Raw genomic sequence first — 24,482 nt, forward strand, 5'->3', positions numbered from 1 at the left:
CTGCTATCAGGTAGGCAAAAGTCATTTTGCCTACCTGTATTTTTGTGGAAAAAGGAAAAGGAAGGCGGATGAAAAAAATAATCAACAAGATTGAAGTATTAATTATATTGTTGTTTTCTATGAATTCATTTTCTGAGAAAAATTATGGGCATCAGCAATATGAACAGATAATTGAAGTTTTAACTGAAATAAATAACACAAGAAATAAAGCGCCCACGATAATCCCACTTAAAATAAATAAAAATGTCGACGACCTTGGTTTTATTCTTTATGATTTAGTTAATCGGCAAAAATTCCAGCAAATCGATAGAATATTACCTGACTATCTGAATGATGAAAATCATGATAAAGGTATGTTGGATTATATTTCAGCAGAAAGAGCTTATTTTAATGGTGATTATCCATTAGCACTAAAATTTTATTTGAAAATAGTCAATGGTAACCCTGACTCAGTCTTTTCTGAAATGAAATTGGCTCATGTCTATATAAAAAACAGTTATCATCGTGAAGCATTAAGTTTATATAAAAAGATAAAAGATAAATATCGAGTCAATTTACCGGAAGACCGAATCAAGCAGATAGACAAAGAAATCACAGCATTAGAAAAACGTGGTCATTGGCAGGGAAATTTCAATGCGGATTTAAAGTATGACACAAACTATACTGAGGCTCATGGTAACAAGGAACAGCAATGTGGCACGATCTGGTGTATGCAAGGCAGTGAAATTAAATCTGGTTTAGTGTACGGGTTTTCAGGAAATGCCAATAAAATCCTTTGGCAATATCGAGGTCACTCGCTGTTAGCCAGTATGGGTGGAAATGTATGGGAATACCCACATCGCTCAGTAAAAAGGCGCTTTTCGAGTTACTCATCAATAAGCTATCAGTATCTTTATGGGAATAAAAAGATCACGTTTTCACCTATTGCAGATATCAATTGGCGGGGGCATTTGTTTGATCATTACAGTGTAGGTGCAAGCATTACTGGGGTATATTTCCCCAGTAATAAGCTTTATTTGCTATCTAACCTGGCATATAAAAATCAAACTTTCTTTGGTAAACGAACATCACGTTCAGGCTATGATATTAATTACAGTATGACCGCTATTTATTCGATTAACCCACAATGGAGTGTATTCTCAAATATATATAGCGGTAAAAATATTGAAAAATATAAAAGTGATAGCTACCAAGTGTCAGGGTTAACAGTGGGCTCAATTAATGCTGTTGGCTCGAATAAGTTAGTCAATAAACTAACAAGCAGCAATTATGATTTTTTTGATTTCGATAGTGCACTTAATACAAAACGTAGTGATGAATCGTGGGAATTAAATAGCCAAATAACATTATTAGATCATACATTTCTATCATTAAAACCAACGTTCTATGTTAATTACAAATTCAATGATAGCAGTGCAAGAATAAGCTATTCCTATAATAAAAGCGAAGTGGGTTTAAATTTAAGTAAAACATTTTAGTTTGCATTGAGATTTAATATGAAAGTAACAACAGTGGTGGCAATGAAAATTGCCACAGGGTTAGCTATGGGGGGCATTTCACTTTCGTCTTATGCCAGCTCAAGGGAACAAGTGGGCAATATTCAGGTAAAAGACCAAATCGACACGATTAAGCAACGTGACCAAAAAGGTGCGGATGACCAATATGATAGAGATGAATCCAATATTTATATCAGTAAAGAAGCAGCCGAACGTTATAAAGGTACTAACCCTGCCGATATTTTAAATCATGGCGTTGGGGTTTATAGCGGAGATGCGCGTAATAGCGGGGCATTAGACCCAAATGTTCGCGGCATTCAAGGGCAAGGGCGCGTACCCGTTACTGTCGACGGTACGGAACAAGCTATAACGGTATGGCGTGGTTACAACGGTGCGAATAATCGTAATTATGTTGACCCTAATATGATCAGTAGCATCACAGTGATAAAAAGCCCGATGTTAGATCGTGATATTCGTACTTCTATTGGTGGTGGCGTTGCGGTTAAAACCCTCAGTATTGATGATATCGTCCCATCAGATGAACATTTTGCTGTCGATCTTAAATTGGAAACGCGAACTAATTCGACAAAGCCTCGAATTAACCAGTTGCATCTTGGAAGCGATTACCGCGATGACCCAGAACTGATGGATAGTTTAGTTAATCATTATAATGACAGTCTATCGTTAGTGATGTTCCGTGATCCTGAGACATCTGTAGAGCCAGATCAACCAGGAAGTTCGAATTTTTTTAATTTAAAAGACAGCGCGATGCGAGTGGCACTTGGGTTACGGCAAGAAAAATTTAATCTGCTATTTGCTTATAGCCACCGAAACCAAGGAAACTATTTTTCAGGTCGTCATGGCGCACATTATTTCCGAGAACCTATTATTACTCGAGATAATCAGTATTCAGAAAAGACGCTAGATCCTAACATTCCCTTTGTGGCAAATGTCTATTTGCCCACCAAAGAAGTGGGTAATACCTCCAGCAATATCGAGACTTTTCTGCAAAAAATGAATTTACAACTTTCTGAATCACAGAGTGTCTCCCTTGGGTATGTACATACTAAAAGTCATTATGGGGAAATAATGCCCTCACAAATTCGTTTTCATGATTTAGCGGGAGAAATTCCGCAATGGCCGTTGGCAAATCTTAGTTTAGGCTCTTTTTCTGTTAACTATGGATTTAAACCCAGCGACCAGCCGTTTTTTGATTTTCAGTTAAGTTATTGGCTAACAAAAATGGATTTAAATTCAAACACTGCGGGTGCTTTACCTAGACAAGCGATGGAGTATGACTGGTCTACTGATATGACTTATAGAAATCCCTTTGTAAATGGAAAACTAGTGGATGGTATAAAACTGAGTCAGCTCAATGACAGGCAAGGTATTTCCTTGTCTAATAAGACCCAATTAATGCCTAGCTTTGATGTGACTCTCATTGGTAATTTTATGAATGAGAAAATTCATAGTCATGATGATATTTATGATCCTAATGCTGAAGTACCTAAATATCACGTATTTCGAGCGATTCCGCGCGAAGGCAAACGCCAAGAATACAGTGGAGCAATTAGATTGGATTGGCGCCCCACGAATTGGCTACATGTCAATGCAGGTATTCAGTATCAAAATTATTGGTCGCGAGATTTATTAAGGGAACGTCGATTAAAAGCAAAAGACTCCCGATTTGCGGCGCATCAAATTGAGAAAGCCATGAATTTTGAATATACTCGACCCTTTACTGAAGAGGAAGCCAGTAAGGTTAAGGGCTATGTGGATAGTAAAGGGCGTACTTTTGATGGTTACGATAACGTGGGTAATTGGCCGGACAGTACTATTGGCGTTTCTAGAATTGAATGGTTTGTCGCAGAAGCGTTATCACTCCCTAAGCATTCCCTAAAAAAAGCCGAGCACTATTCTACAATTCATGAAGAGTATGAGGGGTTTCGTATTTCCGGATTCGACTATATCAAATGGCGAGTGGATGAAGATGGCAAGCTCACTGCGGAGAATAACCCATTCTATAACGGCGAAATTGACCTCTCAGAAGAGGTGATTGACCCGATTAGCCAGAAAAAAGTCAAAGCAATTATTGCTTATCGTGCTCCAAATAAAGAATGGGATTATATTTCAGTCGACGAGAACCAAAAGTATAAAAACCCAGGTAAACGTATTAATTCCGCGTGGAGTCCATCAATAGGGGGATCTGTCTACCTCTCCGATAATGACCGAGTGTTTGCGCGTTACGCCGAAACCGTCAGAATGCCCAGTATTTTTGAAGATACCATCGGTTTTTCTGGCGGCGGTAAAGTCACTATAGGGCATCGCCCCTTTAAGCCAGAACGCAGCCATACTTTTGAAATTGGGTATGTGCGTAATTTACAAAGCTGGTTGAAGTCAGAAAATGCCGCCGATTTTAGAATCAACTATTACCATAATATGATTGAAAACGCCTTTGATCGTGATGGTAATTTGGTTTTTGCACAAATGGATCAGCACCGAACCGCTGGATTGGAAGTGCTAGCCCGTTATGATAATGGACGTTTCTTTGGGGATTTAGGAATTGATTTCCGGCTGAAAAATGAAGTTTGTGATGATGCATCGATGGCTCGTTTAGACCCGCTGAATAAGTACAAAGGGTCAATCTGTACTGAAGGCGGCTTTCCGCACGGCTATCTCCGAACCCAGTTACAACCTAAATACAGTATCCATACTAACCTCGGTATGCGTTTCTTTAATGAAAGTTTGGAAGTTGGCGGACGTATACGCTATCACGCCAAAACAGAAAATAAAGATGAAGCACAGATAGCGAGCAAGTTTGGTCCTTCTTATTCACCGTTAAACAATAACCCGATGAGTTGGAATGCGGTATTTGTCACGGATGCTTATGTTACCTACCAAGTGAATAAAAACCTGTTAGTGGAGTTATTAGCTTCTAACGTATTAAACGAATATTACATTGACCCATTGACGCGTAGCATGATGCCTGCGCCGGGAAGATCTCTTCGTTTAAGTGTGACTAGTCACTTCTAAGGCTCAGCCCCAGCAAAGTATATTTGCTGGGGCTGATTAGGAATATCGCCATGAATTATTTTCGAATTTATTATGGATTACCGCTTTCTGGCTTATTACACGGCACCATTATTTATTTCTGTTTTTTTACAGTCAATTCATTGTCATTCAAAATGACAGCACCGTTAATTTCTCCAGTGGTGACCGTCGCGTTAACTCAGTTTTTAGTTGAGCAGCAAGTGAGTGTCCCCCAAGAAAGCCAATCGGTAACTGGAGATGAACTCAATGCCATCGAGGAGTTTGAGTACGCGAATATCAAGGTCAGTAAGCAGCGTAACCATCAAGATAATGCCTCAAATACCGTCGCTGATAAAACACCCAATGAAGTGAAATCTAAAAAGCGTAATCCTGTAAAAAATAAAGCTAAACCAGAAGAAAAAGCCAAGAAAGACAGTTCTCGGGATGATTTGCAAACCCAAAGAGCAAAAGAAGGAGAAAGCAAAGCAAATTCTTTAGCTGCAGGGCAGCAAGGTGACCTCGCTCATTTTTCTGATGGCGAAAATAACATCAATGCCAAACAGCGCTATTTAGACCAGATCAAACGGGAAATTGATAGCCACAAACAGTACCCGCGACGAGCACGCAAAATGCGTATGCAAGGGGATATTCAAGTTCAGTTTGATGTCACAGAGAAAGGTGAATTGGTCAATACGAAAGTGCTGGATTCAGAAATGAGCTCATTTTTTGAACAATCGATATTAGATGCAATTAAGCGTTGCAAACCTTTGGGTAAACCACCAGAGGATATGAACAGGCAGTTGAAATTAGAGATTAATTTTAAATTAGATTAGAAAAATGGGGTAAAAATCAAGCCGCTATAGTGGTATAGCGGCATTGTACAATATTACTGTTCTGCTGGTTTTGTCTCTTTAACATCTTTACCTTCCTCTGCTTCAGGAAGAGTGACGTTTAATTCGAGAACAGAAATATCATCATCTTTTTGTTCAAATTGTACGGATAACATTTCTGGGTCAACTTGAACATACTTGCAAATAACTTGCAAAATATCTCGCTTCATATCAGCAAGATAAGCTGGCTCACTATCACCGCGGCGACGTTCAGCAACGATGATTTGCAGTCGCTCTTTTGCGATATTTGCTGTCGTCTTTTTTCTCGACAGAAAGAAATCCAATAAAGCCATTATTTATCCCCCAAATAGACGCTTTAAGAAGCCTTTTTTCTCTTCTTCAATGAAACGCATAGGGCGATCTTCACCTAAAATACGTTCTACACAGTCGCTATATGCTTGTCCTGCGTCAGAGTCAGAGTCCAGAATAACCGGTTCACCTTGGTTAGAAGAACGTAGAACAGATTGATCTTCTGGGATCACACCAATTAATGGAATGCACAGAATTTCTAGAACGTCTTCCATACTGAGCATGTCACCACGGGTTACGCGACCTGGGTTGTAGCGAGTCAGTAATAAGTGTTCCTTAATTGGGTCTTGACCTTTTTCTGCACGACGAGACTTAGACGATAAGATCCCTAAAATACGGTCTGAGTCGCGAACAGAAGAGACTTCTGGGTTGGTTGTGATGATGGCTTCATCAGCGAAATAAAGCGCCATTAATGCACCGCTTTCAATGCCCGCGGGAGAATCACAAATAATAAAATCAAACGCCATTTCGTTGCTAAGTTCATCAAGAACTTTTTCAACACCTTCACGAGTCAGGGCGTCTTTATCACGAGTTTGTGATGCAGGCAGAATATAGAGGTTTTCAGTACGTTTATCTTTAATTAACGCCTGATTTAGAGTTGCATCACCTTGGATAACGTTGACGAAGTCATATACTACGCGACGTTCACACCCCATGATTAGGTCAAGGTTACGTAGACCGATATCGAAATCGATAACTACAGTTTTGTTCCCTTTTTGAGCTAGGCCGGTAGCTATGGCCGCGCTTGAAGTGGTTTTACCAACGCCACCTTTACCAGAAGTAACAACAATTATGCGTGCCATGAATAATTCCTTGTAAATAAGGTCTAATTTAAGTATTCAATATTAAGTTTGTTATCAACTAAACAAAGTTTAGCTGCTTTGGTGAGAAATTCAGTAGGTATTTGATCGCTCAACCAATACTCGCCTGCAATCGACACTAGCTCTGCTTGCAAATGAGTACAATAAATCTGGCTTTCCATATCTCCAGAGGCACCAGCAAGGGCTCGACCTCTCATAACACCATAGATATGAATATTACCATCTGCTAATAATTCTGCACCTGCACTAACATTACTTGTGACGATGAGATCACTATTTGGCGCATAAATGCGCTGACCTGAACGTACTGGAGTATTGATAATGCGAGTTTTGCGATAAGCAGATTCGATAGGGGCAGACTGAGGTGCAATATCAGATTTTGCAAAAGTGACGTCATCCGTTGATGGTTCTGGCGTTTTTTTGCTTTTACCTTCATTGAGTACGGGCAGTCCCGCTTCATTGATTTTTTGTCTTAATAGTGGGTCAGTGCAACCGCTAACGCCAACAATTCGAAGACCAGCAGAAACTATCGCCTTGTGAATACTGTACATATCCGCGTGATGCGTTAATTCTGCAACATTAATAACAACTGGGGCATTTTTAAGAAAATCAGGAGCCTGACTTACTTTGTCTTGCAGCGCTTTTTTGATGAGTTTAGGCTCTTCACTGTGTAAGTGAATGACTGAAAGAGTAAAACTGCTGCCTTTAAGTTCTATTGGCGATTGTGGCATCTATCTAGACTCAGCAAATTAAAATTTCCGAAACAATCCTCGGGTGAAGATACTCAGTAAAACAATAGCATGTTATAGTTACTGCATACTTCAAGCAAGCTTACGAACCAAGAAAAAGAGTTAAATATAATGATTTGTGCAATTTATAGAAGCCCGAACCGTGATCAAACTTATTTATATATCGAAAAAAAAGATGATTTTTCACGCGTTCCTGAAGAACTCCTTAAACAGTTTGGCAAACCTCAGTTCTCAATGTTAATTTCGTTAGATAAACGTGAAAAGCTGGCTAATGCTGATATTGAGCGAGTTCGCGCTGATCTCCAAGACGTTGGTTATTACTTGCAATTCCCACCTCCGGTCGAAGATTTACTTTCTGAATACCGTGAACTAAACGACTAAGACAATTTAGGAAGATCCTTAAAAAGCCATTATCGTCAGGAGGATAAAAATGAAGCCAACGTTATTATATACATTAGTCGCTGGTCTACTTTTAGCAAGTTGCAGTGCGCCACATACTCAAACTACTGCAACCCATGCGAATGAAACGCGAACTCTGACAACGGCACAAGAGGCTGCGATTGAAAAAGAAATTATCGCATTGGATAAAGCATTTCCGATTGAACAACGAGAACCTTCCCAGTTTCCAGCGTATGTGGAGTTGTTGAAACAACATGCGATTGCTCAAGGTATTAAACAATCTACGATTGATCGTGGTTTCGCTAATATTTACTTCCTAGAACGTGTTGTAAAAGCGGATAAAGGGCAGCCTGAAAAGCGTGCTACAGTGACATTAGCAAGTTATCTAAAAAATGTTTTGCCACAATCTCGCATTAATATGGGTGTGGAAAAATATTATGAAAACCAAGCTGTTCTGAATGCCGTTAGCCAGAAATATGGTGTACCACCTCAATATATTGTTTCTTTATGGGGACTTGAAAGTGGTTTTGGTCGTTCACAGGGTAAAGAAGATGTCATTTCTGCTCTCGCAACACTCTCTTTCGAAGGTCGCCGCGAAGCTCTATTTAGTAAGCAATTATTGGCTGCATTGGAAATCATGGATAAAGGTTATATTCCTGAAGATCAACAGCTGAAAGGCTCATGGGCGGGTGCAATGGGTCAAAGCCAATTTATGCCAACATCTTATCTATCTTATGCAGCGGATGGTGATGGTGATGGCAAAATGGATATCTGGAATAATAAAGCGGATGTTTTTGCTTCTATTGCTAATTATTTATCAACGGAAGGATGGCAATCTGCATTACCATGGGGCTACCAAGTCTCTTTGCCCGCTGATTTTAACCGTCGTTTAGAAGGCGTTAAAACGGAACAAGGTAAAACAGTTCAGGAATGGGAACAGTTAGGCGTTAAACTACCTGCATTTTCCCGGTTATCACCAGAGATAAAAACTTGGGTGGTCATTCCCGATGATCCAGAAGGTCGAACTTTCTTAGTCACCCAAAACTTCCGCACGATTATGCATTGGAATCGTTCATATTATTTCGCATTAAGTGTTTGTATGATGGCGGATGGTATCGCTACAAAAATACAATAACGATAATAGGAGTTACCGATATGTATCAACATCGCGACTGGCAAGGTGCTTTATTAGATTTCCCTGCCAATAAAGTAGTTTGTGTGGGTAGTAACTATGCAAAACATATTAAAGAAATGGGGTCAGCATTACCGGAAGAGCCCGTTTTATTTATTAAACCTGAAACAGCACTGTGTGATGTAAACCAACCGATTGTAATCCCTAAAGATTTAGGTTCTGTCCATCATGAAGTAGAGATGGCTATTTTAATTGGTATGCCGCTAAAAAATGCGGATGAAGACCGAGTTGCCCGTGCAATAGCCGGTTATGCCGTTGCGCTTGATCTAACGCTGAGAGATTTACAAGCGAAATTTAAGAAAGCAGGGCAACCTTGGGAGAAAAGCAAAGCCTTTGATGGTTCTTGCCCGATTTCTGGTTTTATTCCTGTTAGTGGTACAAGTGACTTACAAAATATGTCATTGAGTTTAGAGATCAACGGCGAAGTTCGTCAGTCTGGATCGACTCGTGATATGATCACGCCAGTTTTACCGCTGATTAGCTATATGTCCCGCTTCTTTACCCTCCGTCCTGGCGACGTTATTTTAACAGGAACACCAGACGGTGTTGGTCCGCTGGTTTCTGGGGATATGTTAACGCTAACGATTAATGATAATTCACTGACCACTAGAGTCATTTAAGTATAGGATTTTGCAGTATTATGTCTCAGTTTTTCTGGCAGGTTAAAACCTTAGATGAAATGACCGATGAAGAGTGGGAATCGCTCTGTGATGGATGTGGGCAATGTTGTTTACACAAACTGATAGATGAAGATACCGATGAGATCTATTTCACTAATGTGGCTTGTAACCAATTAAATATTAAAACCTGTCAGTGCAAGCATTATGCAGATCGTTTCAAATATGAAGCAGATTGCATCAAACTGACACGGGACAATTTAGAAACATTTGCTTGGTTACCGAGCACCTGTGCCTATCGTTTGCTTATGGAAGGAAAATCACTTCCTGCATGGCATCCATTGAAAACAGGTTCAAAAGCTGCAATGCATAATGAAGGTATTTCTGTTCGCCACATTGCTGTACGAGAAATTGATGTGGTGGAATGGGAAGATCATATTATGAATCATCCTAATGCTAGATAGCATTTTATTGTGCCCCCTCAAAAAGCCCGCTTAGTGCGGGTTTTTTATTAACTAAATGAATAGGGGATAGAAAATACGACAAATATTATATTTACCAGCCAATTAATCGACTTAATCAGAAAATAACGTCTTTGCTATATCAATCAGAATTAATAAGATATGCATGAAATGGATTTTGTTCATTAATGGTTTTAAAAATGTTAAATATTTATTAATATCAAATGTTCTAATATTCAACTCATCTAATGCATACACCTGAATTATTTAAACCATATTTCATATCTTGTTGAAATAAAATATTTTTTAAGCCATTTCTTTCAAATATCATCTTGCATTTTTGTTATCAATTTAATGAGTTGATGTGATTTAAATAGCACTATTATTAGCGTTATTGTCACGATTGTTCATGAATATACGGAGTAAAATAGTTAGTCTTAAAATAGAATAGCACTTAGCTTTAAATGCTTTTTTGCCCAAAATCGATACATAAGGTAAATCATAAACACAAAATATGTGTTTTTAGGAATATTCCTAATATGTATTTTTCAGGCAATTTTTATAAATTTGGTCGAATTGATTGCCTTATAGAATTTCTTTATATATCAATAAATTATAGATATTTTCCAAATTTTGAGGCAGATCAAGTTTTTGGCAAGAAAATACTACTTATTTAGTATTGTCAGATCAGAAATGATAATTTCCTCTAACATAGATTCACGTCCCGATACTCTTAAATAGACTAAATCATTAAAGCCTAATTATATAATGTAAGCATTATCTTGCGGTTTTTATGATTTTTTATCACAAATCTCTTGTCCTATTCATTAACGTGTTTTCCTAATTGTCACTATAGCGAAATTACAACCTAATAACTTTCGATTTCACGAATTTTTATCCTTACTTATAGCGCAATAAAGTTATAGATAATTCATTTACACCAATAGAGAGTGAATTGAGTCTTGGAATAATAATTCGATATTTAATTTTATTTATTATTCGATGTTCCAATATGAACAACGGTATGATCAATAAGAAATATTTATGTTTTATGGCTTTTTAACACGTATACAGGGATATTATTTTGTTACGAAACTACTAGAAAAAGTGTCTAAATGTAAATGAAGTCATAAAATTTAACTTACATCTCAAATTTAAAATTTTCACATAAATCTCTTAATTTATAAAAAACCAAAATATAACTCTAATTAAATTAGGCTAAATCTAACAAATTACTAATTATAACTCTAAATATGACTTATTGCGCGTAATTAATATATTGGAATCATCAATTAATAGATCAATTACAATAGATTTTATCTATCAAAATATTAATAAGCTAAGGTAAAAACGATTTAAGGATACTTAAGTTTTTATGTATGCTTTGCGGCGAATTAGAGGGTCAAATAGCTTGTCGGTTCAAAAATAGAATGTATTAAGTCATTCCCTGTGTATGCGTTACAGCAATTCGCTGAAAATAAAAACATACTGACTTCTCGCTGTATTTTAATGCAGCTGGGTTCCGTTTTTGCTGTTACCAACAACTAAATAAAGACCACTTAATAATTTTTATAAGTAATAAATAAAAACTCATCTTAGGAATTGAAAATGAAAAAAGTTTTACTGACTGCTATCGCAGCAACAGTTCTTGGCTTAACAACAGCAAACGCAGCAACACCAGTTGGTGGTGGTCAAGTTAACTTCAACGGTAAAGTTATGGATGTTTCTTGTAACGTTTCCGTTGATGGTCAAGGTAGCGATGCTACTGTGTATTTAGCGCCGGTTTCTTTAAAAGAAGTTAAAGATGGTGGCTCCGATACAATTTTAAAACCAAAAACATTTGCTATCGAAATCAGTGATTGTGCACAAAGTGGTAAAGCTGTTTCTGATGTTTCCGGTTTAGGCGTACGCTGGACTGGTGGTAACTTAGCCGCTAACACAAAAGGTAGCTTAGCTAACACTGTAGTTAATGGTGCTAAAAACATTCAGTTAGCGCTATCTACTGATGGTAAAGCTGCAACTAAAATTTTCCCAGGTCAAACTAGCCAACCAAAAGCCACAGGTGAGTTAAACGGCAAAAATACACGTTTCACTTACTATGTTGGTTACACCACAAGTACTCCAGATGCAGTAAGCGCGGGTGAAATTCAAAGCTACGCGACCTACGAAATTACTTATAACTAATTTTTCAGTCAGTTTTTATCGGCATTTTCGATAAAAGCATGAGTTAGTAAGCGGTGGGTAAACTGCCGCTTTTTGCTTTGAGGCCCACATGAAAGCCATTCTATTTAGTCTTTGCTTACTGTCTAGCATGACGGCATTTGCAAATAATATTATCGTTAACGGTACACGCTTTATTTATCCTAGCGATGAAAAAGAAATTACAATTCAATTAAATAATACGGCTGATCGTCCTGCTATGGCTCAAGCATGGCTTGATAATGGTGATGCATCTGAAACACCCGACACCATTAAAACGCCTTTTCAACTCACACCCCCGATTTCCCGAATTGAAGCTAAAGGTGGACAAACTATCCGCATCAAATTGATGGATAAATCCGCCATTCCACAAGACCGAGAATCACTCTGGTGGCTTAACCTTTTAGATATTCCACCTATGGTCAAAAATAAAGCAGCAGAAAATCAAAATGTGCTGCAACTAGCGATTCGTTCTCGTTTTAAATTTTTCTATCGCCCATCAGGTTTAGGTAGCCGTGAACTTGCTCCTGAACAATTAGTGGTAAAAGCCGCTGGTAGCAGACTTAATATCGACAATCCGACGCCATACTTTATTACTATTACAAAAATTTCTGTTGATGGCTCTAGTGCATTGAATGATAAGACGATTTTTTTAGATCCGAAAAGCCAGTCGACAGTAGAGCTTAAAAAAGCGCTGACGTCAGGAACAAAAATTATTATTAACAATATCAATGATTACGGCTCAGATGTAGCGGTAAAAACTACCGTTAAATAGGATTTGGAATGAAGCAGAGAGAGTTAAAATATAAATATTCCAACATACTCTCCGTGACGGGTTTAGTCACAGTCTGTGCTTTGCCGTCTTTTTATGCTTGGAGTGAAGAAGAAACCACGTATGAATTTAACAGTGGTTTTATTATCGGTAGCCAAGAGAATGTTGATTTTGACCGATTTAACACCACAGGGATTAGTCCAGGAAAGTATTCTGTTGACGTGTATACCAACGGTAGTTGGAAAGGGCGCTACGACCTTGATTTTGTAGCAAAAGAAAATGGTCAACTCGGCACCTGTTATACGCCTGCACTATTATCTGACCTTGGAATTAATGTTGAAAAATTTGCACCAGCTGCATCCCTTGATAGCAAAGAATGTCTCGTTTTGAATCAATGGAACAGTGAGGCTGATGTGAGCGATATATTTCACACCTCTACGCTACGTGTGGATATATCTGTACCGCAAATATATGAGCAAAAATCCTCTCGAGGCTATGTTTCAGAACAATTCTGGGAAACAGGGATCCCCGCATTAAACCTAGGTTATATGGGGAACTATTATGATAGCCATTCTAACGATAATAATAGTGCGAGTGCTTATCTTGGATTAAATGCTGGACTAAGCTATGACGGCTGGATGTTAAAGCATATTGGGAATTTAAGCTGGCAGCGTAAAGAGGGAGCGAGTTGGCATAGTAACCAAACGTATTTACAACGTCCTGTTGCCTCGCTCAAAGCAAAAGCAACTGCGGGTCAGTTTTATACCGACGGTGACATGTTTGATAGCATTAGTCTGCTAGGGGCTAGAATTGCCACCGATGACAGTATGTATCCCGATAGCATGAGTTCTTTTGTACCTGAAATTCGTGGAGTGGCACAGAGTAACGCATTAGTGACCGTTAGACAAAATGATGTGGTCATTTATCAAGCATCAGTTTCACCTGGACCCTTTAACCTGACGGATGTTTATCCCTCAGGTTACGGAAATGACCTTGTGGTGACAGTAAAAGAAGCTGATGGTAGCGAATCTTCATTTAGCGTACCTTACACCTCTTTGGCTCAATTATTACGCCCTGGCTATACCCGCTATCAGCTCTCTGGTGGTAAATCTGATGCTGAAGGCATTAGTAATCGACCGTTTATTATGCAAGGTACTCTGCAACACGGCTTAAATAATACCTTTACGCTGTATGGCGGTTTGACCGCATTTGATGATTATCAGGCTTATTTGCTCGGTGCAGGTGTGAATACGGTTATTGGTGCCGTTGCTGTGGATGTGACACAGTCAAGAACGGTGTTTAACCAAAAGACCGATATGGGGCAAAGCTACCGTTTTACATTTAATAAACTATTTTCTGAAACAGATACCAACCTAGTCTTAGCGGCTTATCGTTATTCAACTGAAGATTACTTTAGCCTATCCAATGCACTGTATGCCATTGACTCAGATAAAAAAGGTATGAATAGCTCATTGGGTCGTGAAAAGAATGGTTTTAGCTACACGATTAACCAAAACTTGCCTTACGAGTTAGGAAGTTTCTATTTTACAGGACGTATTTCAAGTTATTGGAACCGCTCAGGTATTGAAAAACAGTATCAACTAAATTACACCAATCAATATGACCGCGTCTCATACGGTGTTTCGTTTATGAGAGTCTATTCCGATAACACACAAAGAAGCCAAGATGACCGTGTAAGTTTAAACGTAAACTTCCCACTCTATTTTGGGGATAACCACTATACGACAATTACGTCCAACACCACGTTTAATAATGATAAATTTGGATCTTCTCAAGTGGGTGCTAACGGCTCATTTGATGCGGACAATAACTGGACTTACGGTTTAAACACTTCTGTAGAAAATGGTGGAAGCAGCAATTTTGCATTGAATACGGGCTACCAAACGCCAGTAGTGACGACCAATGCTAACTACAGCCAAGGTCAAGGCTATCGTCAATATGGCGCATCCGCGAATGGATCCATGATAGTGCATTCTGGCGGAGTGACTTTATCACCAAATACCTCATCAACCATCGCACTAATTGAAGCAAAAGGTGCGGAAGGTGCATCAGTGGTGGGATCGCACAATACCAAGATTGATAGTCGTGGCTATGCGGTGGCGCCATATGTTCGACCATACCGTATTAATAATATCGATCTTGACCCGAAAGGTAGCCCTGAAGATATCGTATTCAGCAGTACTACGGCACAAGTTGTACCGTATGAAGGCAGTGTTGTTAAAGTCGTTTTTGATACCAAAATTGAAAAAAATGAAGTGTACAACGTGATTCGAGCAGGTAATAAAACGCTACCATTTGGAGCCAATGTAGTTGATTCAAAAGGTGATTACATTGGTATTGTAGGGCAAGGTGGTACCGTATTTATCAGCAATAATGAATCAAAAATCGCGACAGTAAAATGGGAAGGCGGTGAATGTTCATTCCCATTAACGGCTGAAAATAGTCAGGAAAGTCTATGTCAATAATCAAAAAATGGCGCTGGCTAATTGGCGCAAGTGTACTTCTTACTACACAGTATGCGGCTGCACATATTACAGGCTGGGATCATTGCGACAGAAGTAGGCAGCCCACCTACCGACTAAATATGGATATGGGGAGAGTGGTGGTTGATGCCACTTTGCCTGTAGGTGGTGTTATCGCCAGTAAAACATGGCCACTGGATACAACAAACCGTACTTATCTAACCTGTTATGGGCGTAACGTGATTGACGCAGAAATCGTTATGCCTGGCTTACGAGATATAGGTGATAAGGTATACCAATCTAGCATACCGGGGATCGGTATGAAATTTGAAAGAACGGGTCAAGTGAGTATGGTTTACCCTAGCCAATATGTGGTTAACGGTGGTTGGAGTGGAACAAATTACTATTTAGCGGGTTCAACATTCACGTTGAAGTTAATTAAAACAGCGGAAGTTACTGGTTCAGGTACGATTGCAAGAGGCGAATATACGGAATATGGTTATCAAGGACGCTCGGACCCTATTTTGACGACATCGTTAAATGCGAATGCGATCACCATTGTTTCACCTTCATGCATTATTGAAAGTGGAAAACAACAGAATGTGTATCTCAATACGATTAAACGTTCTGATTTAACTGCAAGAGATCACACTACAGGTGCGAAAGATTTTGATATTGTCTTAAGATGTAGCGGTGGAACAACGGTATCGGGGCAGGCTGATATTAAGATGGATTTCAGTGCGAATAGATCAGTTAGTGCTGTTGAAGGCGTGTTAAAGAATGATGCAACAGGATCCAGCGCCGCACAAGGTGTTGGTATTCAGGTAATAGAAAGAAAAAGTTATGCACCCATCAATTTTGGCAAACCTTTTTATGTTGGTAAGCTGGCAAACTCCCAAGAAAAAATATTTACAATCGAGTTGATTGCCCGTTACTTTCAATTTGCCGATTCTATCTCTTCCGGTGAAGTAAGGTCGCATATGGTATTTAATGTGACTTACGATTAACAACAATTATGAATTAAGTTCATCTTAAAAAACGCCTATTTTATGAAATCATAGATAGGCATTTTTTGTTTCTAAATAATATTAATTATTAAGAGTGGTATGAGGTCTGATCTTATTTTTAATATAGGGATGACATACTATTTTATAGATGGCTAATAAGGCAAATACCCAGAAAGTTAATCTTGACCAATGAAGCTCAATAATTTCATTAACTTAAACTGGGTATTTTTAGATAATCAAAAAATGATTATTAAAGATGATGTTTAGATGGAACAATTACACTTTCTGCTGCGTATTGTAATTCTTTATTTGGAATATCAAATGCTAAACCATCGTTATTTTTTATTTCACTTTTATAACCATTAAAAAACCATTCTATAGGACACATTAAAATTTCAGAAATATCAAGTAGATGGTCAATTGGAATCTTGTTTACCCCATTTTCATAACGCGATATTTGCTGCTGACTTAAATGCAACCTATCGGCTAGGTTTGCGCCTGACAAACCCAGTTCTTTTCTCCGATTTTTTATTCTAAGCCCAATGACACTATGAATGTCCATATGACATACTCAACTTATTATTAAGGATATTATTAGTCGTTTACGCTAGATATTATATTAAAATACATACTACTTTAAAAGCTAATAATTAGAATTAATGTTAATTTCAATCATCATTTTTCATTTAATGATGCTCAAATTTAACAATGCATTCAATAATTGGCTTTAAGTTATTTTGAATATTTATAATAAAAATAACAATAAGAATATACCGCTAAAACAATACGGCTAAACCTGTTTATTCAGTAAAGCAAGTAACATGAATTTTGTAGTTAAATTGTTTAAATTATTGATTCATTTGGTTAAAATGTTCCATTTCGAAACATTACTTATATTCCTAATTTTTATTTGATATTTTTATTGGAACTATTAATTTTGTTTTTTTTATTAAGTTTAAATATATTAAATTAATTTCAAAATAAAATTTAAATATGAAATCTAGCTTAATCAAAGAAAATAAAGTTGTACTTTAAAGCGTTGTGGGAAGATATTTTAGATTAAAAATAAAATGCGCAACACTATACTAAGTATAAATATAAAGTATACTTAAATGAAGTTTATTCGTTTTATCACTGAGTGTGTGAGGGTAACATGAAACTGTATATCTATGATCATTGTCCATTTTGTGTTCGTGCAAGAATGATTTTTGGTTTAAAAAAAGTTGCAGTAGAAGAGGTTATTTTGCTGGATAACGATATTGAAACCCCAACACGTATGATAGGGCGTAAAATGGTACCTATTCTACAAAAAGATGATGGTAGCTATTTACCCGAGAGTTTAGATATTGTGCGCTATATTGATCAATTAAGTGAACCTCGCTTAGCGATAGGGAATATTAATCCCGAGATTGATAATTGGTATAAAGCAGTTTCTTCGACGGTATCCAAATTAGTGACGCCACGTTTTACTGAATCTGAGTTTCCAGAAATAGCCACCGCGGAAGCTAAAGCCACGTATATTCAGCGTGTTAGCAAGTTCCATGGTGATGATCTATCCGTGTTGCGTAAAGAAACTCATACGTTATTAATTGAGTTAGAACCGTATCTGGATCTCTTAGATGTATGGTTGGAAAAACGTAACAAAGCGCTTGTTGATATTAATGACTTCATTATTTTCCCTGTGTTGCGTAGTTTGAGTATTGTGAAGGAAATAGGGTTCAGCACAACAATTCATGATTATATGGACCGAACATCAAAAGCGACAGGAATTAATTTACTATTTAATCAAGCTAAGTAGTCTATAAGGTTTTTGAAAGAATAAGATAAAAAAACCGCCAGATTTAAAATGGCGGTTTTTTATTTTGCAATAAAGGCAAAATTACTGCATATAATCACTCAAAGTATAAACAAGTTTATAGTGCCCTTGCGTTAACATTAAATGATTTTTGGATAATGTTACTGTTGCGCCATTGGTCAGCATACGATTAATTAATGCATCCCATCGTGAAAGATCTTCATCTACGCACTCTAATTCTGTTTTACTTAATGTTTTAACTTTCAATGTTGCATTATTGATTACACCCATTCCGTTAAAATCATTACACATTGAGGCAGAAACAAACATTTTTTCACCAAAAGAAATTGATGGGGTTGTTTGCTTTTTGGGAACCAGGCGTCCATCTACTTCAGTTAAGACAAAGTTATGATGCATCAATTGTTGCTCAAGAGATTGTTGGCTACTACCTGCCTTGACTTGATGAGTTTGGCAAGCTGCGAGCAACAATCCAAAGAGGGTTAGTGGGATCAGTCTTTTCATGATGCGTGATCCCGCTAGGGCTTAACAACATTCGGGCAGTTTTCGCCACGGCTGACTTGTTGAATATTGCTCAACGTTGTTAAGCTGATACTGGTTAACGCTTCTTCCGTCAAAAATGCTTGGTGCCCAGTAAATAATACGTTGTGGCAAGAGGACAGTCGGCGGAAGATATCATCTTGAATGACATCATTGGATTTATCCTCAAAGAACAAATCTCTTTCATTTTCATATACATCCATGCCTAATGCACCAATTTTTTGGGATTTTAGTGCATTAATAGCAGCCGCGGAGTCAACTAAAGCACCACGACTGGTATTGATAATCATGACGCCAGGTTTCATGCGATTAAAGGCATTTTCATCGAGTAAATGGTGGTTTTCTGGGGTCAACGGGCAGTGTAGAGAAATAATGTCAGATTCTCTATAGAGGGTATCTAAATCGACATATTCTGCACCAATATCGAGAGCGACTTGGTTTGGGTAAGGGTCGTGAGCCAGCAAACGCATTCCAAACCCCTTCAAAATACGCAAGGTAGCTTGACCAATTTTACCTGTACCAATAATGCCCGCAGTGCGGTTGTGCATATTAAAGCCAGTTAAGCCTTCCAGCGAAAAGTTAGCATCGCGCGTGCGTTGATAAGCACGATGAATGCGACGATTCAGGCACAACATCATACCAACAGCATGTTCGGCGACGGCCTCAGGAGAATAAGCGGGAACTCGTACAACTTGAATACCTAATTCATTGGCGGCATCCAAATCTACATTGTTAAAACCTGCACAGCGTAAAGCAAGAATATGGATATCAAGAGCAGCAAGCTCTTCTAACACGGCACGGTTTGCTTCATCATTGACGAAAATACAAACAGCATCAGCGCCTACGGCATTTTTGGCGGTTTGGACTGTTAATGGGAAATCAAAGTATTCAATATTAAAATTAAACTCTGACTGTTGGTTGACCTGTTCCATATGTTTTCGATCATACTGTTTGGTGCTATAGGAAACAATTTTCATCAGAGGAACTCCATAATGTATAGGAACCAATAAATGAGACACTGTAGGTAAAATAAACAAACCCACAAAAATATGCGTCCAGAATAAGACAAATAGTGATGTAAATCACCTTTAAATTAATAAAATATCTCTCTGTTTACGTTTGATTTTCGTTTACATATCCTGTTTAACAAATAAAGGTCTTTTTAGTGTTAAAATGCTGCAATTGTTAAGTTTTATTTTTTCCTTTTAAGGACTAGATAGATTTTAAAGAATAGATAAAGTTAAGGAGTTACGTGAAAATTTGCATTATTGGCATATCCGGGGCAGGGAAAACAACGCTCGCTCAAAAGTTATCGGAAGAATTTAGTCTCCCTGCATATGGTTATGATGAAATTTATTGGGATAAAACCCAAACTGAGTACGTTAAAAAGACTCTGGGAATTATGAAGTCACTAATTTCGGAGATCAAATGTAAAGATAGCAGGATAATGGAAGGGTCTTATGACAAGTGTTTAGTGCCATTTTTCGCAGCTAATCCTATATTTGCCGAAAAAGTGAAGATTGTGCATGATACACAATCATATTTTCGTGAAATTACCAACCATGCCACATCGCATAATCACTAATAACTGACTGAAAATAATGTAGTAACAGAATGAACGGATAGGGTTAAGTTGTTCATTTCTGTTTTAAAAGATTAGAATATATTTATCTAAATAGAGAAGATTATTATGGAAATGACCTATATCGCTATGCAAGTTGTTGAGCTGCTAGTTCCAATGCATCCTTTCGCTTTGTTTTCATCCATTTCTTCAATGATCTTCATTGCCGCTTTATGAATATAGCTATGTTTAGAGAATATTCATGAAACGAGCGATAAAAATACTGCTTTTATTCTTAGGCGCTATGGTAGTGCTTCTGATGATTTTGTGGTCAACGTTAACACGTTGGGCGCCTGTTGTAGCCAATCACTTTTTACCCAGCCCCGTGACGTTGTCACTTTCCGCACCGCATATTGTTGACCGGCAAATTCGATTTTCTCATGCGGAGTTAACGGCAACGGATTGTTCGCTCGTGACATTAACCAATATCTATATTTCTATTTTCCCTATCAGAATCAAGGCTGATGGGCTTGATATCAATGCCGAGTGTTTGAATCAGGTTAAAACGAGCGAAGAGCCGCCCAGCCCACCGGTGAATATGACTGATATATTGGATGCCATCCCTCAATTTTCACTGGTTATTGATAAAATTAATTTACGTTCTTGGGAACAGTATCAAGGTAGTTTGTGGTTGAGAAGCACGCCTGATTTTCCACTTATGCTTGATTATCAAAGTGAAAATTTACGCGTATCTTCTCTAGTCAATCAACAAAACCAGTTAATTATCAATCAATTTTCTGCAACCTTACCCCAAAGTCCATTAATGCTGGAACAGTTACAAGCACCAGATGTGCTTAAGCAGAAAGAGGAACCACAGCATATTGAATTAACGGCTCAGTTAACGTTACCGCTCACTAGCGATCAACTTCCCGAGACGGGAGATATTGATGCTCAGTTTAAGCTTCTTGAATTAAATAAACTTTTGCAGACTAAACTGCACTGGCAGCAAGACCAAGGTTTACTCACTGTGATGGATGTCGAACAGCAACAAGAATTATTTCACCTTCCTTGGCACGTATCATCGTCCCAAGTCATTGTGACTGATGGGCAGTGGCGCTGGAATGATGCTGACATTCCATTACATGGTGGGATTGCATTTCAGATTGATAACTGGAATCAAACTTGGAGTGAATTTGTCGTTTCAGGGCGGTTAAATATGCTAACTGATGCGAAAAAAGGTAAAGCAAATTTAGTTCTTACTGTTGAACCAAGCCGAATTAACCTTCTCGATGGCGACATTAATTTTAGGCTGAATGGTCAAGTTAAGTATGATGACATGGTGTTAGATATCAATTTACCCGCAAAAATTGCAGGTCAATTGGTTTCCCCTACAGTGGCATTTATGCCAGGCTCCTTAATGAGAGCCTATGGACGACTTTCCCCCACGATTTTGTTACGTGAAATACGATTCCCTCTCGCTGGAACGCGTTTAAATGCAGATGGGATCACCGGTCGTTTACAGGCTATTTTAAAAGTGAAAGAGCAATATTGGGGTGATTTTGATATTCATCTTGATGGTAGCGCGAATAAATTTAATATCGATCAAGGCAAATGGTTTTGGAATTATTGGGGAAATGCTCAATTACCTGCATTATCTGCACACTGGGATGTTAAGGGTAATGGTAGTTGGCAAGATACGCAATTGACACTCAATAGTTTAAATACAGGTTTCGACCAGATTAAATATGGTCTACTTTCGATGTCTGCACCTAGACTTAAGCTCACATCACCATTAGTTTGGCAACGGGATCCGGCAAAAGCGAATTTTTACGGCGGATTACAGCTAACCAGTAATCGTATGTTATTTGGTTCTGAGAGTTATTTGCCTAAAATCACAGCTAATGCCGAGCTCAAAGGCACATCACCGGCAAGTTTTCAGCTAAAAGGGGACTTAAGTACCCGCCAAGTTGGACCTATTGTCATTTTTGGGCGTTGGGATGGAGAGCGTTTACGTGGTGAAGCGCGTTGGCCTGAACAGTCGGTAAAAGCATTTCAGACATTAATTCCGAAAGACCTTGGAATTGAATTGCGCGAAGGTAAACTTTTTTCTCAGGCTGCTTTTTCCATGACACCAGAAAATGGGTTTATTGCTGGTGGACATTGGCGAGTTCAAAATACCAGCTTATGGATGAAAGATGGCGAGCTAAATGGATTGGACTTTGTCCTACCGTGGAAATTACACAATAGCACTTGGACGTTAGGTGAGAAATCACCGGTTGAATTGCGTATTAAACACATCTCGAATTTATTTGAATTTACCAATGTTAAAGCTGATTTGTCAGGTACGTATCCCCCGACTGAGACGAATCCAATTCAATTAAGCAATGTTGGATTTAACATGCTAGGCGGTGAAATTAGCCTCGATATATTGCGTTGGCCACAAAATAAACCAGCGACAATTAGCGTTCACGAAGTGGAACTCAGTGAACTATTTACAAAACTAAAAGTTTCCCAATTTGCCGTTTCTGGGCGAGTAAACGGGGAATTACCGTTTTATTTGGATAATCCGGAATGGATAATTAAAGCGGGATGGATGGAAAATAGCGGACCACTTACATTGCGCTTGGATACCAATTTTGTGGAATCTATCGCGGCTGATAATATTTCAGCAGGCTCTGCAATTGGTTGGCTGCAATATCTTGAAATTCAACGTAGTCGCACCGATGTCAATGTCACGAATTTGGGATTACTCACTATGTCGACTATTCTTGAAGGGTATAACACCAAAGAAGCGAAAAAGCGTGAAGTACATTTAAATTATCAGCATGAAGAAAATATTTTTCAGTTGTGGCGCAGTCTGCGTTTTGGTAGTGGCTTAGAAGAATGGCTCGAAAAAAATCTATAAGAGATAAAAGGAATACTGTGAAAACATTAAAACTGATCATGATGATGACAATGGCTTCGTTATTAACAGCGTGTTTACGTGTTGAAGTCGCTACACCTGATAAGCCGATTAATATCAATATGAATGTCAAAATTGAACATGAAATTCAAATCAAAGCTGATAGGCAAGTCGAAGAGTTACTAAAAGAAAATAGTGATTTATTTGGTGAGGTGAAAGCGAAATGATGAATTGGTTTAAGGCAATCGCTTTATGTTCGACGCTAAGCGTATTCTCTGCATTTGCTCTGACGGTTGAAGAAGGGAAATCTCATGGGCTTGTTGGTGAAACATTGTCAGGGTATTTGGCAGTGATTGACCAAAATAGTGATAATGCAAAGCAATTAGTTGAGCGTATTAACGCTGAAAGGAAAAATAGATACGCGGAAATTGCGGATAAAAACGGGCTTAAAACCAATGATGTCGCAAGAATCGCAGGGCAAAAGCTGGTAGACCGGGCGCCTACAGGAGAATATGTACGCGGTATTAATGGGCAATGGGTACAGAAAAAATAAAATGCGCACTAGGTTGTGCGCATATAGTGACAAATAAGAATGCCTAGTTTAACGAGGCTTTTATTAGGCAATCAATGTATTCATATGATCTCTGGCCTGAGAATGAGCATTCTCAACTGATTCAGCACCGAGTGCAGTACCTTCTGCAAAAATAAATTCAATATCTGTAATGCCAATAAAATTCAAGAATAACGTGATATAAGGCACCATAATATCCGTTGGTGTATCTTTATAAATTCCGCCACGACTTGTTAGTACATATGCACGTTTATTATTTAATAAACCGGCAGAACCTTGCTCGGTATATTTAAAGGTATGCCCTGAGCGCGCGATAAAATCAAAATAGTGCTTCAGTTGAGAAGGCACTGAAAAATTGTACATAGGTGCCGTGATCACTAAAACATCACTTTGCTTAATCTCATCAATCAGTTGATTTGATAGGTCTAAAAGTGCTTGTTGCTGTGCTGTTTTAGTGTCAGTTGGCGCAAAAGCTGCTAAAATTTCGCCATCAATGGCAGGGATAGGCTGCTTAACTAAATCTCTAACGAGAAATTCATCAGTAGGATTTTTTTCTTTCCACTGTTGTACAAAATAATCGGCCATTTTGTTGCTGTGTGAGTAATCCGCCAGAATGCTGGATTTCAATAGTAATACTTTACTCATTATTTTCCTCAAAACTCATATGTCG

General features: G+C 38.2%; 23 protein-coding genes. 16 read left to right on the forward strand and 7 right to left on the reverse strand.

What is annotated here, in order from left to right; all coding sequences use genetic code 11:
• Window positions 1-68 precede the first annotated feature (68 nt).
• Genes PR795_RS11320 through PR795_RS11330 form a run of 3 tightly spaced genes read left to right on the forward strand, consistent with a single transcriptional unit; the run spans window position 69 to window position 5,359 of the window.
• Window positions 69-1,478, forward strand: a complete 1,410-nt coding sequence (locus PR795_RS11320) for a surface lipoprotein assembly modifier (protein WP_272516841.1) — start codon at window positions 69-71, stop codon at window positions 1,476-1,478.
• A gap of 18 nt (window positions 1,479-1,496) precedes the next feature.
• On the forward strand, window positions 1,497-4,529 hold the full coding sequence (locus PR795_RS11325; RefSeq protein ID WP_272516842.1) for a TonB-dependent receptor domain-containing protein: 3,033 nt from the start codon (window positions 1,497-1,499) through the stop codon (window positions 4,527-4,529).
• Window positions 4,530-4,579: 50 nt separating this feature from the next.
• Complete coding sequence (locus PR795_RS11330; RefSeq protein WP_232373808.1) at window positions 4,580-5,359, forward strand: energy transducer TonB; 780 nt, start codon at window positions 4,580-4,582, stop codon at window positions 5,357-5,359.
• A gap of 53 nt (window positions 5,360-5,412) precedes the next feature.
• Here PR795_RS11330 and minE read toward each other — a convergent pair whose 3' ends face one another.
• Genes minE through minC form a run of 3 tightly spaced genes read right to left on the reverse strand, consistent with a single transcriptional unit; the run spans window position 5,413 to window position 7,277 of the window.
• The gene (minE, locus tag PR795_RS11335; protein ID WP_006659910.1) at window positions 5,413-5,709 is read right to left on the reverse strand and encodes a cell division topological specificity factor MinE; all 297 of its coding nucleotides are present in this window, start codon (window positions 5,707-5,709) and stop codon (window positions 5,413-5,415) included.
• Window positions 5,710-5,712: 3 nt separating this feature from the next.
• Window positions 5,713-6,528 (reverse strand): septum site-determining protein MinD, encoded by an 816-nt coding sequence (gene minD / locus PR795_RS11340; protein WP_006659909.1) that lies wholly within the window; start codon window positions 6,526-6,528, stop codon window positions 5,713-5,715.
• 23 nt (window positions 6,529-6,551) lie between these two features.
• On the reverse strand, window positions 6,552-7,277 hold the full coding sequence (gene minC, locus PR795_RS11345; RefSeq protein WP_006659908.1) for a septum site-determining protein MinC: 726 nt from the start codon (window positions 7,275-7,277) through the stop codon (window positions 6,552-6,554).
• Between the two features lie 129 nt (window positions 7,278-7,406).
• Between minC and PR795_RS11350 the strand changes: the two genes are divergently transcribed.
• The 8 genes from PR795_RS11350 to PR795_RS11385 all read left to right on the forward strand — a co-directional run bounded on the left by PR795_RS11350 (window position 7,407) and on the right by PR795_RS11385 (window position 16,425).
• Window positions 7,407-7,676, forward strand: coding sequence for a YcgL domain-containing protein (locus PR795_RS11350; RefSeq protein WP_006661816.1), 270 nt, complete (start codon window positions 7,407-7,409; stop codon window positions 7,674-7,676).
• Window positions 7,677-7,725: 49 nt separating this feature from the next.
• Window positions 7,726-8,829: a lytic murein transglycosylase gene (locus tag PR795_RS11355; RefSeq protein ID WP_036975794.1), complete on the forward strand. Its 1,104-nt coding sequence runs from the start codon at window positions 7,726-7,728 to the stop codon at window positions 8,827-8,829.
• 20 nt (window positions 8,830-8,849) lie between these two features.
• Window positions 8,850-9,506 (forward strand): fumarylacetoacetate hydrolase family protein, encoded by a 657-nt coding sequence (locus PR795_RS11360; protein ID WP_006659905.1) that lies wholly within the window; start codon window positions 8,850-8,852, stop codon window positions 9,504-9,506.
• A 20-nt stretch (window positions 9,507-9,526) separates the two neighbouring features.
• A complete protein-coding gene (locus PR795_RS11365; protein ID WP_006661815.1) occupies window positions 9,527-9,967 on the forward strand; it encodes a YcgN family cysteine cluster protein in 441 nt (146 codons plus the stop codon).
• 1,605 nt (window positions 9,968-11,572) lie between these two features.
• On the forward strand, window positions 11,573-12,148 hold the full coding sequence (locus PR795_RS11370; protein WP_006659902.1) for a fimbrial protein: 576 nt from the start codon (window positions 11,573-11,575) through the stop codon (window positions 12,146-12,148).
• 88 nt (window positions 12,149-12,236) lie between these two features.
• Window positions 12,237-12,938, forward strand: coding sequence for a fimbrial biogenesis chaperone (locus tag PR795_RS11375; RefSeq protein WP_006661814.1), 702 nt, complete (start codon window positions 12,237-12,239; stop codon window positions 12,936-12,938).
• A gap of 8 nt (window positions 12,939-12,946) precedes the next feature.
• The gene (locus PR795_RS11380) at window positions 12,947-15,421 is read left to right on the forward strand and encodes a fimbria/pilus outer membrane usher protein (protein ID WP_036975792.1); all 2,475 of its coding nucleotides are present in this window, start codon (window positions 12,947-12,949) and stop codon (window positions 15,419-15,421) included.
• Complete coding sequence (locus tag PR795_RS11385) at window positions 15,412-16,425, forward strand: fimbrial protein (protein ID WP_006659898.1); 1,014 nt, start codon at window positions 15,412-15,414, stop codon at window positions 16,423-16,425. Before PR795_RS11380 ends, PR795_RS11385 begins: the two co-directional genes overlap by 10 nt.
• A 250-nt stretch (window positions 16,426-16,675) precedes the next feature.
• On the opposite strand, the gene PR795_RS11390 is transcribed toward PR795_RS11385, so the two are convergent.
• Entirely contained in the window at window positions 16,676-16,987 is a 312-nt protein-coding gene (locus PR795_RS11390; protein WP_006659897.1) for a helix-turn-helix domain-containing protein, read from the reverse strand.
• A 591-nt stretch (window positions 16,988-17,578) separates the two neighbouring features.
• Here PR795_RS11390 and grxB point away from each other — a divergent pair.
• On the forward strand, window positions 17,579-18,223 hold the full coding sequence (gene grxB, locus PR795_RS11395; protein WP_036979364.1) for a glutaredoxin 2: 645 nt from the start codon (window positions 17,579-17,581) through the stop codon (window positions 18,221-18,223).
• An 81-nt stretch (window positions 18,224-18,304) separates the two neighbouring features.
• On the opposite strand, the gene PR795_RS11400 is transcribed toward grxB, so the two are convergent.
• A complete protein-coding gene (locus PR795_RS11400; protein ID WP_006661809.1) occupies window positions 18,305-18,742 on the reverse strand; it encodes an META domain-containing protein in 438 nt (145 codons plus the stop codon).
• 14 nt (window positions 18,743-18,756) lie between these two features.
• Window positions 18,757-19,755, reverse strand: a complete 999-nt coding sequence (locus tag PR795_RS11405) for a 2-hydroxyacid dehydrogenase (protein ID WP_006659894.1) — start codon at window positions 19,753-19,755, stop codon at window positions 18,757-18,759.
• Between the two features lie 275 nt (window positions 19,756-20,030).
• On the opposite strand from PR795_RS11405, the gene PR795_RS11410 reads away from it, so the two are divergent.
• From PR795_RS11410 to PR795_RS11425, 4 genes are all read left to right on the forward strand, one after another.
• Complete coding sequence (locus PR795_RS11410; protein WP_179896346.1) at window positions 20,031-20,363, forward strand: EutP/PduV family microcompartment system protein; 333 nt, start codon at window positions 20,031-20,033, stop codon at window positions 20,361-20,363.
• A gap of 238 nt (window positions 20,364-20,601) precedes the next feature.
• Complete coding sequence (locus tag PR795_RS11415; protein WP_179896344.1) at window positions 20,602-23,244, forward strand: YdbH family protein; 2,643 nt, start codon at window positions 20,602-20,604, stop codon at window positions 23,242-23,244.
• Window positions 23,245-23,282: 38 nt separating this feature from the next.
• A complete protein-coding gene (locus PR795_RS11420) occupies window positions 23,283-23,468 on the forward strand; it encodes a YnbE family lipoprotein (RefSeq protein WP_036963819.1) in 186 nt (61 codons plus the stop codon).
• On the forward strand, window positions 23,465-23,794 hold the full coding sequence (locus PR795_RS11425) for a YdbL family protein (RefSeq protein ID WP_006659890.1): 330 nt from the start codon (window positions 23,465-23,467) through the stop codon (window positions 23,792-23,794). The genes PR795_RS11420 and PR795_RS11425 overlap by 4 nt, the downstream gene beginning before the upstream one ends.
• Before the next feature lie 63 nt (window positions 23,795-23,857).
• On the opposite strand, the gene PR795_RS11430 is transcribed toward PR795_RS11425, so the two are convergent.
• The gene (locus PR795_RS11430) at window positions 23,858-24,457 is read right to left on the reverse strand and encodes an FMN-dependent NADH-azoreductase (RefSeq protein ID WP_272516843.1); all 600 of its coding nucleotides are present in this window, start codon (window positions 24,455-24,457) and stop codon (window positions 23,858-23,860) included.
• Window positions 24,458-24,482: the final 25 nt, after the last annotated feature.

The sequence above is a fragment of the Providencia sp. PROV209 genome, from assembly GCF_028479485.1.
Classification (GTDB): domain Bacteria; phylum Pseudomonadota; class Gammaproteobacteria; order Enterobacterales; family Enterobacteriaceae; genus Providencia; species Providencia alcalifaciens.